This is a genomic window from Corallococcus sp. bb12-1 (assembly GCF_026626765.1).
GTDB lineage: Bacteria > Myxococcota > Myxococcia > Myxococcales > Myxococcaceae > Corallococcus > Corallococcus terminator.
The window spans coordinates 1-8,249 of the sequence record NZ_JAPNJZ010000035.1; the positions used below are offsets into that span (position 1 = coordinate 1).

Below are 8,249 nucleotides of genomic sequence, written 5' to 3' on the forward strand. Positions count from 1 at the left end.
CCGCCCCACCGCCGCCACCATCCCCGCCAACTCCGGCAGTGAGCTGGTGCGCCCGGACGACGCACCGTGCCCGGGCGCGTCGTACGCCACCACCGAGAATCCCGCGTCCACCAGGGGCCGCACGAAGGCCGTGAGCTGCCCGCCGTAGCCGCTCCACCCGTGCACCAGCAACACCCGGGGGCCCTCGCCCCAGCTCCACACCGCCACCTTCTCGCCCTCCACCGTCAACACCCGGGGCTGGCCTTGCGCCAGCACCGCCTCCGCCGTGCGCGAGCGTCGCGGCCGCTGGGGCGTCAGGAACAGTCGCTCCGCCCACGCCGCCGCCAGCCCGGGCGCGACCGCCCCCAGACTCCGAGCCGCCGCCCGCAAGCCCCACACCGCCATTTTCGTCCGAACGTTCGTGCTATTTTCAGCCATGACGAGGTCCTCCTCGAAGGGGAACGGCAAGATCAGACAGTCGGGATGCGAGCGGCGGTGACGAGCGCGTCGAAGGCCCGGCGAGCGCGCGCCTCGGCCTGGGGGTCCCGCATCAGCCGCTTCGCGTGGTGGAAGCCCAGCATCACCGAGTACTGGTCATGGGCGAACTGCTCCACGTCCAGCGCGGGGCGGAAGTGCCCCTCCGCCACGGCGATGCGCGCGGCCTGGGCCAGGCAGTCCAGCCAGTCCCGTTGCCCCTGCACCAGCGTGTCCCGCGCGGGCCCGGGCGCGTCGTCCAGCTCCGCCGCCGCCGCCACGAAGATGCAGCCGCCCTCGAGCAGCGCGTCCCGGTCCCACGTGAGCCAGCCGTCGAAGAGCGCCCGCACCCGGGGCTCGCCGCGGGGCCTGCCCAACGCCGGGCGGACGACGCGTTCGGTGAAGACGACGGTGGCCGCCTCCAGGACCTGCACCTGCAGCTCCGTCTTGGACTTGAAGTGCGCGAACAGGCCGCTCTTGGAGAGGCCCAGCTCCTCCGCCAGCCCCCCGATGCTCAGCCCGTGCAGCCCCACCCGGCTCGCCAGCCGGACGGCCGTCTCCAGGATGGTCTGATGGGTGAGCTCGCCCTTGCGCATGACCTGTTCATAGAACGGTCGTACTTTTTTCGCAACCCCGGCTCACGGCTCCAGGTTGCCGACTCCGCGCGGCGGGGCGTGGCGTGCGCATCCATCAAAAGCAGTAGCCTCCCAGGCGATGAACCGCACCGAAGCCACCCAGGCCCTTGAACTCATGCGCCGGGTCGTCGCGCAGGCCCGCGACGACACCGCGCTCCAGAACTGGGGCGCCATCTGGATGATCCACGCCTTCACCAACGGCGGGGGCTTCCTGGCCACGGACTGGCTCTGGGAAGCGGGCCATCGCGGCCCGGGCCCCTTCGTGCTGCTCTGGGGCGTGCTGCTGTTCCTCAACTTCGCCAGCATCTTCGTGATGAAGCGCGGGCAGACGGCCGGGGTGCGCTCGTTCATCGAACGGCAGATATGGGCCATCTGGACCACCTTCATCGGGGGGCTGGTGCTGGTGGCATTGCTCAACCTGCTGCTCGGGCTGGACCGGCTCTTCGTGCCTGCCGTGGCGTGCGTCCTCTTCGCCATGTCCTTCGCGTCCATGGGCGCGCTGATGGGCCGCGTCTGGTACGGGATGGCCCTGCTCTTCGCGCTGGTTGCCCTGGCAATGGCCCGCATGGAGCATCACGCGTTCGGCGTGCTGGGCGGACTCTGGTTCGTCGTCCAGTTCGGCTCGGGCATGGCGCTCCACCGCGCCCGGAGCCGCCGGCTCGCTGGCGGGGGCACGGAGCCCCGGCTGGTATGAGCCCGGAGGCACTCGCGGCCCTGGTGGCGCTGGCGCTGGAACCGCTCGGACTCACCGAACGGGTGCTGACGGCGCGGCTGCGGGAGGCTGGCGTCGAGGAGCCCGCAGCGCTGCTGAAGCGGCTCGTCACGGCGGGGTGGGCGCAGGCCTCGCGAAGCACGTGGGTGCTGACGCCCTCCGGACACGAGGCCCTGCGCGAGGCGCACGCCGAACTCGAACGGGCCCAGGATCCCAGTCCGAGCTCCTACGGCATGGAGACATGTCCTTCCGTGCCGTGGCTCACGCAGGTGCAGACGCACTGGGTTGAGGCCATCTCCGTCAACTACGCGGTGGATCCAGGCCTCCTCGCGCGCCTGCTGCCGGCGCCCCTGGAGCCCGAGGTCTTCCACGGCACGGCGTGGGTGCAGGTGCTGATGTCGTCGCTGCGGGACATGCGACCCAGGGGCCTGCTGTCGCTGATGGGCGTCTGTTTCTACCAGGTGAGCTACCGGGCGGCGGTGCGCTACCGCAACGCGAAGGGTGACTGGCGACGCGGCGGCTACTTCGTGCGCAGCGAGACGAGCGACCCCGTCATGCGCGGCGTGGGAAACGCGCTCAAGGAGTTCAAGTTCCACGAGTTTGGCGAAGCCCGGATGGTGATGGCGCGCGAGGGCGACCTGCTCACGGTGGGGGTGGATCCGGAGCCCCCCTTCCCCGGTGGGAAGCTGGTGGGCGTCTTCGACACCGAGCCCCGGACGCAGCCCCCCGCGGGCAGCGTGTGGACGGACCTGGACGCGCTGCATGAGCCGCTGGTCGAGTGCTACGACGCGTTCGGCGTGGATGACGGGTTCGTCTACGTGCTGACCATCGACCGCGCGCCCTGGAACGCGCGGTTCGCCAATCCGGTGCAATTGTATTGCGAGTACCTCCAGGAGGGGCCCCTCGCCCCGGGCGCGAGGCTCGACTCGGTGCTGCATCTCACCGAGTGCGCCTACCAGTGGCGCCCGCTGCGCCGCGAGCGGTACGCGCGCTGAGCGAACGGCCCCGGGGGGCCACGCCCTTCCAGATGCAAGCCATTGCGCTGCCCGTGTCTGGTCAGGGTGGGGAGCGCTGAAGATGATGCGCGGGTCATGAAGACCTATCGCCTTCGCCGCGACGCCCTCTCCGAAGCCATCCAACTCAACCGGCGCCTCATCCTCCGACGCCTTCCCATCCTGCTGATCGCGTTGGGGGGCGGACTCCTGCTCGGGTCGCGGGGTGGCACCGCTCTCTCCCCGGTGCTGCTGGGGCTGCTGTGCGTGGGGGCGCTGGCGGTGATGGGCACCTCCATCCGGCGCCAGTTGCGTCTGTCGGAGACCCAGCTCGCGCGTCACTTCGACTCCTACGTGCTGGAGGTCGGTGAGGGCGGGCTCTCGCACCGCAGCGAGCTTCTGCCGGAGACGCGGCTCGGGCGTGACGAGGTCGTGCACATCGAGGAGTCGCCCATGCTGGGACTCCTGTTGAAGGGACAGGGGCCCGGCAAGGCCATGGCGCTGTCCCCCTTCCTGGAGGGCTACACGCAGCTGCGGGAGGAGCTGACCGTCTGGAGGCCCATCGCGCCGGTGTCGCAGGCGCAGGTGGGGCGCCGCGCGGATGCCGTGGGGCTGCTCGGGGTCGTGTTCGGGCTGGGCATCAGCGCGCTCTGGATGGGCGTGGGCTACTTCAGCGACCTGCGGTGGTCGATGCTCAGCGGGGCCGCCATGCTGCTGTGTGGCCTGGGTGGGCTCACGTACCTGCGACGCAACTGCCCCCAGATCAAGCTCAAGCCCTTCGTGGCGGGGCTGGTGTTCTTCTCGCTCGCCATCCCGGCCCGGCTCATGCTGCACTTCTTGCGGACGTGAACAACGACAGGCTCACGACAAGCTGCGCACCCACATCCAGCCGCGAAACGACAAGAGATTCCTGGCTGACGCCGCCCGCTCGCTGGCGGCGTCAGCGCGGCATCAGTAATTCCACGCGACGCAGTCGGTCGTCGTGCGCGTGACGAATTCGGCCAGCGTGCGCATGTTCCTGACGAACGTGCTCGTGTCCAGGTAGTCGCCGGGGGTGGCACCGCTTCGCGGGCCCCCCGGGCTGTAGTTCGTGATCCACCGCTGGTTGTCCACCGCCGTATCGACAGCCTGTGCCGTGTCGGCGCGGAGCTGCTGGCACGAGCGCTTCATCACGGTCGTGTCGGTCGCCAGCCGGTCGTACTCCGCACGGAGCGCGGCGAGCTGAGACGGTCCCTCCCACCCGTAGTTCTGGTAGGTCGGCGGCGCGGTGGAGAACCGGGCCGGGTAGCCGCCTGGCTTCACCGTGTAGAAGCCGATGTTCGACGGCGCGGTGTCATCAAGTTCGATGTAGCGGGAGATGAGCGTGTTGTTGGCGTAATCGACGGTCTCCAGGTACGCGAGCGCGGTCCCGACCGCTGCGCGGTTCGCCGGCACGCTCGGGTCGAGTTGGTAGAGGCGAAGCAGTGCCCACATGACGTCCTGGCTCTCCTGCCCCGCGATCGCCGGCGTCTCCCAGTTGCGAGCCCAGCGCGGCTGCATCTGGATGTCGTACTGCTGAGCCCATGCGGGCTGGGGCTGGGGCATCTGCGCACGGCGAAGGAAGCCGCCGAACTCGGTGAGCATGGACTGATAGGCCGAGGCCTGCGCGGGATAGAGATCCCGGGCCCAGGTCAGCATCTCCACGAAGGCCGACGCGAGGTTGTCGTTCAGGGTCGGGTCATCCCAATACTCGTTCGCGTAGGAGTTCGCGTAGCAGGTGGCGAGGCCGCACGAGGTCCCGATCGACGGAGGATAGCTCGCCACGAGCGCCGGCCGCGCGGCGACGGGCCCGGTGAACCCCTGGGGGAAACCACCATTCGTCGGGAACTGGGAGGTCGCCACCCGCGCGCGGGCGTACGAGGAGGCGCCAGAGAGCGTTGTGTTCGTGAAGCCGAAGAGCTGGTCGGTGCGCATCATCGCGATGAGCGCGTTCTGTGTGACCTGATCGTCGTAGGCCGACATCGTGCAGCCGCCGCAGCTGCAGCTCGCCGTGGTGTTGAGGTAGCAGGCCTTGATCGTCGGCGTCGGTTTGAAGTCCGCGTAGAGGCGCCAGCCTCCCGACTTGACCTGCCCGTGACGCAGCGCCATCGCCGCGTCCAGCGCGTAGGTCTTGAGCGCCGGGGTCGCAGGGTCGGCGAGGGCGGCTTCGACGAACGCGATTGTCACGTCCGAAGTGCCGGGCGACTGGATCATGATCTGATCCGCGTCGAGCTGGATGTCGCCCCAGCGCTCGTTCAGGTCCGTGGCGTTGTGGTGCCATGCATACCCACCGTGGCGCGCGACCACATCGTGGAAGTACGTCGCCGCGTTCCGCATGCGTCCGAGCGCCTTCGTGCGGAGCGGGGTCGTGGCGGCCTGCGCCACCTCACCGTGCTCAGCGGGGGGAGGTCGGCCGTTGTCCTCCAGCTCGGATTCGGGTGAACCACAGGCGGACATCCAAATGATGGGGAGGAGCAGCAGTGCGAAGCGGTTTTTCATGACGGCCGCGCGTATCAAGGAGGGGGCCTACCCGTACAACAAGTTCACGGGCATCGACGTGAAGGGCAGCGCCAACCGCTACACGGTCAAGAGCGAGTCCCTCACGCGGGAGTAATCCCCGCAGCCTGATGACGGCGCACCTCCGGGCAGGTTCTGGCTCTTCCTGTCCGGCGTGGGTCCTCTCTCAAGGTGAAGGCCACCAGGGCCGTAGAGCCCTTGGCCGCTCGGAGAGTTCAAGGCCTACGAGGCAGGCTTCGCTCTCATTGCGCGGCTCCCCTCGCCTGCTATAAGGCGCTCTGCGGTACGGAGTCAGACCCCGTAGCTCAGTTGGATAGAGCGGCGGTTTCCTAAACCGCTGCACTGGCTTTCTCGCGCTTCCCTGGCGTTGCTCAGCATAGCCATCCCTTCGTTTTTACTGCTGTTTGCATCAGTGGGTGAATTCTCACTCGTGCCCTTTGTTGCCCCCGCTGCCTCGGAAATCACTCCCACCGGACTCCCAAGATTTGGGGCGGGGAGCAGGAGGTTTCCGAGCGCGTTGGCGCCCGCCAGGAGCCTCTCCGGAAGAGCTCGTGCGTAGCGGCGCTGGGTCAACTTCGGGTCGCTGTGGCCTAGGACTTTCTGCACGAAATGCAGGTCACCAGTCGCCGCGTACCCCAGGGTGGCATACGTGCTTCGCAGCTCCTTGAAGCGGAGCGGTAGCGGGACCTGTTTCCAGCGCACGGCCCGAGAGCACTTCGGACAGTTCATCGGCTCACTCGTCGGCACCTCATCGCCCTTCCATCCGCACGCTTTGCGGTAGCAGTAGGGCTTCGCCCCCTGGATGAGCCTAGCGCGGACACACGCGCGAGAGATGACCTCGTGGACGCGCCAGTTGTTGGTGTACTGCCGTCCGTCGGGCCGACAGAAGAGGTACTTGCCCGGCGCCTTCAGTTGTTGTTCCAGGAGTTCCACGAGCACCTCCGGAATGGGTACTCGCCTGTCCTTCTTGTTCTTGTTCCCCCTGAGGAGCACATACCGTTCCGCGAGGTGGGTGTCGGCCTTGAGTGCCTTCCGCACCTCGGCCTTCCGCGTGCCTGTCAACGCGCTGAACAGCGACGCTGCCGCCAGGTGGGGCTTCATCACGTGGATGAGCCGCGCGAACTGTTCCGGCGTGAAATAGCCGGGCTCGCGCTCAGCCACTTCAACTGGGCCAGCTTCCTTGAAGGGGTTGTCGCCCACATGCGCGTTCGCCTTCTTGGTCAAGAAGGTGAACAGGCCCTGACCGGCCATCCGGATGTGCTCACGGGTCTGGGGCTCCAGGTGCCCCAGCTTCGACAACATCGTGAGCACGTCGACTGCCCGGACCTGACGTAGCAACTTCTGGCCCATCTCGCGCTCAACATGCGCGAGCAGTTCCGCCTGCCGCCTCTTCGTCTTGTACTCCGGCGGCAGCAGGGCGAGACGCAGCGCGATGCCTGCGGAAACCGTCATGTCCGGTCGAGGCGCCTCCTCCAACCCACTCACGATCCGCCAGGCCTTGAGCTCTTTGTCGGCAGCGAGCCTCTTCGCTTCGGTCTTCGTCGCCGCGGGCAGACGCTCCTTCACGGGATGGCCATCTTCACCGATCCACCCGCCGTACCAGGCTGCGCCCCGCTTGAACACGTAGGCCATGGCTACTTCCCTCCCCGGACATGTTGCGCGCGCCACTCAGCGAGAGCGCTCGGGTCGAACCGCAGGAGGCCTCCGATTTTGAGATAGGGCACCGTCCCAGCAGCAGCCCACCGGTACAGCGTCTTGTCTGCGACCCCCAGAAACTGAGCAGCTCGCCGCACATCCCATGCGTCTTGATGCTGCATCGCCTCGCCCGTCATCGACTCTCCCAGCGGCACTGAACGAAAGATTAGGTTTGAAGTGTGGCAACAACCTGACTGGTTGTCACCCTGGCCGCACGATGCCCGCGCCAGGTAGCTGGCGAGGTCACGCGCGCGCATAGAGCAACAGTCGCGCCAGTTCAGGGAGACTGCGCGGACGGGATGAGTTCGGCTGTCACAACGGGGCTGCGTCGACGACAGCGCACTGCTCCCGACCCTTGAGAACTGAATCTCTCAACGGGAAGCGTGGGCGACGGCAGTGCGCGCCATGGACGCACCGTCCGAACCTGCGGATCCTGAACAAGGGGAGCGAAGCTGCGCAGCGAATGACGACGTCCCATGGCGACCCCAAAACAGGTCCCGCTGGTGCCTAGAAACACCAGCGGGAACCCGCGGACACGCCTACAGCACCATCACGTGGTTGCAGGGCCCTATCCCCCTGTGTCAGGGAAGTTGTCGCCTCGGCTGAGCGGCCGGGATGACCACGCCTTGGGGGCGAGAGCAGGCAGGACGCAGTGCCGTACACGGATGGATTCAAGGCGCAGTTGGTGAAGCGGATGGTGGGCCCGGGCGCGGTGAGTGCCGCCGCGTTGGCTCGCCAGGTGGGCGTGTCGCAGCCGACATTGTCGCAGTGGTTGCGGGAGGCGAATAAGTTGGCGGCGATGACGCCCCCGCCCGAGGAAAAGCCCGCCCCGCCGTCTGGACCGAAGAAGTGGACGCCGGAGGAGAAGCTGCGCGTGCTGGTGGCGGCCCAGGGGCTCGCAGGCGAGGCGTTGGGGGTGCTGCTGCGCCGCGAGGGGCTGCACGAGGAGAAGCTGAAGGAGTGGCAGCAGGCCCTCGCGGGTGCGGCCACGGAAGCCCTGCCGGCCAAGGAGCGCAGGCGGTTGGCGGCGGCGGAGAAGCGGGTGAAGGAGCTGGAGCGCGAGCTGCGCCGCAAGGAGAAGGCGCTGGCGGAGACGGCGGCGCTGCTGGTGCTCGAAAAAAAACTCCAGGCGACGGGCTGGGACGAGCGACACCTGGACGACGAGGACGACGCAGCGGACGAGAGGCGCGAGAAATGACGCTCGCCCACGTGCAGGAGGCCCTCCAG

Annotated in this window: 9 protein-coding genes; 4 read left to right on the plus strand and 5 right to left on the minus strand. The window is 67.9% G+C overall.

What is annotated here, in order from left to right; translation table 11 throughout:
* The coding region (locus OV208_RS39995) for an alpha/beta hydrolase (RefSeq protein ID WP_267579239.1) at nt 1-417 on the minus strand (417 nt) is incomplete at its 3' end.
* A 32-nt stretch (nt 418-449) separates the two neighbouring features.
* A complete protein-coding gene (locus OV208_RS40000) occupies nt 450-1,049 on the minus strand; it encodes a TetR/AcrR family transcriptional regulator (protein ID WP_267579240.1) in 600 nt (199 codons plus the stop codon).
* A gap of 118 nt (nt 1,050-1,167) precedes the next feature.
* On the opposite strand from OV208_RS40000, the gene OV208_RS40005 reads away from it, so the two are divergent.
* The 3 genes from OV208_RS40005 (at nt 1,168) to OV208_RS40015 (ending at nt 3,641) form a co-directional block, all read left to right on the plus strand.
* On the plus strand, nt 1,168-1,782 hold the full coding sequence (locus OV208_RS40005; RefSeq protein ID WP_267579241.1) for a hypothetical protein: 615 nt from the start codon (nt 1,168-1,170) through the stop codon (nt 1,780-1,782).
* The gene (locus OV208_RS40010; protein WP_267579242.1) at nt 1,779-2,795 is read left to right on the plus strand and encodes a DUF2071 domain-containing protein; all 1,017 of its coding nucleotides are present in this window, start codon (nt 1,779-1,781) and stop codon (nt 2,793-2,795) included. Before OV208_RS40005 ends, OV208_RS40010 begins: the two co-directional genes overlap by 4 nt.
* Nucleotides 2,796-2,891: 96 nt before the next feature.
* Nucleotides 2,892-3,641, plus strand: coding sequence for a hypothetical protein (locus tag OV208_RS40015; RefSeq protein WP_267579243.1), 750 nt, complete (start codon nt 2,892-2,894; stop codon nt 3,639-3,641).
* A gap of 102 nt (nt 3,642-3,743) precedes the next feature.
* On the opposite strand, the gene OV208_RS40020 is transcribed toward OV208_RS40015, so the two are convergent.
* The 3 genes from OV208_RS40020 to OV208_RS41460 all read right to left on the minus strand — a co-directional run bounded on the left by OV208_RS40020 (nt 3,744) and on the right by OV208_RS41460 (nt 7,279).
* Nucleotides 3,744-5,309 carry a hypothetical protein gene (locus OV208_RS40020; protein WP_267579244.1) on the minus strand — a complete coding sequence of 522 codons (1,566 nt, stop codon included), beginning with the start codon at nt 5,307-5,309 and terminating at the stop codon, nt 3,744-3,746.
* A gap of 309 nt (nt 5,310-5,618) precedes the next feature.
* A complete protein-coding gene (locus OV208_RS40025; protein WP_267579245.1) occupies nt 5,619-6,959 on the minus strand; it encodes a tyrosine-type recombinase/integrase in 1,341 nt (446 codons plus the stop codon).
* Between the two features lie 2 nt (nt 6,960-6,961).
* Complete coding sequence (locus tag OV208_RS41460) at nt 6,962-7,279, minus strand: helix-turn-helix domain-containing protein (RefSeq protein WP_420715101.1); 318 nt, start codon at nt 7,277-7,279, stop codon at nt 6,962-6,964.
* Between the two features lie 395 nt (nt 7,280-7,674).
* Here OV208_RS41460 and OV208_RS40030 point away from each other — a divergent pair, with 395 nt between their 5' ends.
* Nucleotides 7,675-8,220 carry a transposase gene (locus tag OV208_RS40030; RefSeq protein WP_267579246.1) on the plus strand — a complete coding sequence of 182 codons (546 nt, stop codon included), beginning with the start codon at nt 7,675-7,677 and terminating at the stop codon, nt 8,218-8,220.
* Nucleotides 8,221-8,249: the final 29 nt, after the last annotated feature.

Excerpts from the sequence above, each read along its gene's own strand:
- OV208_RS40020 (WP_267579244.1), bottom strand. The coding sequence starts at position 5,309 with ATGAAAAACCGCTTCGCACTGCTGCTCCTCCCCATCATTTGGATGTCC.
- OV208_RS40010 (WP_267579242.1), top strand. The coding sequence starts at position 1,779 with ATGAGCCCGGAGGCACTCGCGGCCCTGGTGGCGCTGGCGCTGGAACCG.
- OV208_RS40005 (WP_267579241.1), top strand. The coding sequence starts at position 1,168 with ATGAACCGCACCGAAGCCACCCAGGCCCTTGAACTCATGCGCCGGGTC.
- OV208_RS40015 (WP_267579243.1), top strand. The coding sequence starts at position 2,892 with ATGAAGACCTATCGCCTTCGCCGCGACGCCCTCTCCGAAGCCATCCAA.
- OV208_RS40025 (WP_267579245.1), bottom strand. The coding sequence starts at position 6,959 with ATGGCCTACGTGTTCAAGCGGGGCGCAGCCTGGTACGGCGGGTGGATC.
- OV208_RS40000 (WP_267579240.1), bottom strand. The coding sequence starts at position 1,049 with ATGCGCAAGGGCGAGCTCACCCATCAGACCATCCTGGAGACGGCCGTC.
- OV208_RS41460 (WP_420715101.1), bottom strand. The coding sequence starts at position 7,279 with ATGCGCGCGCGTGACCTCGCCAGCTACCTGGCGCGGGCATCGTGCGGC.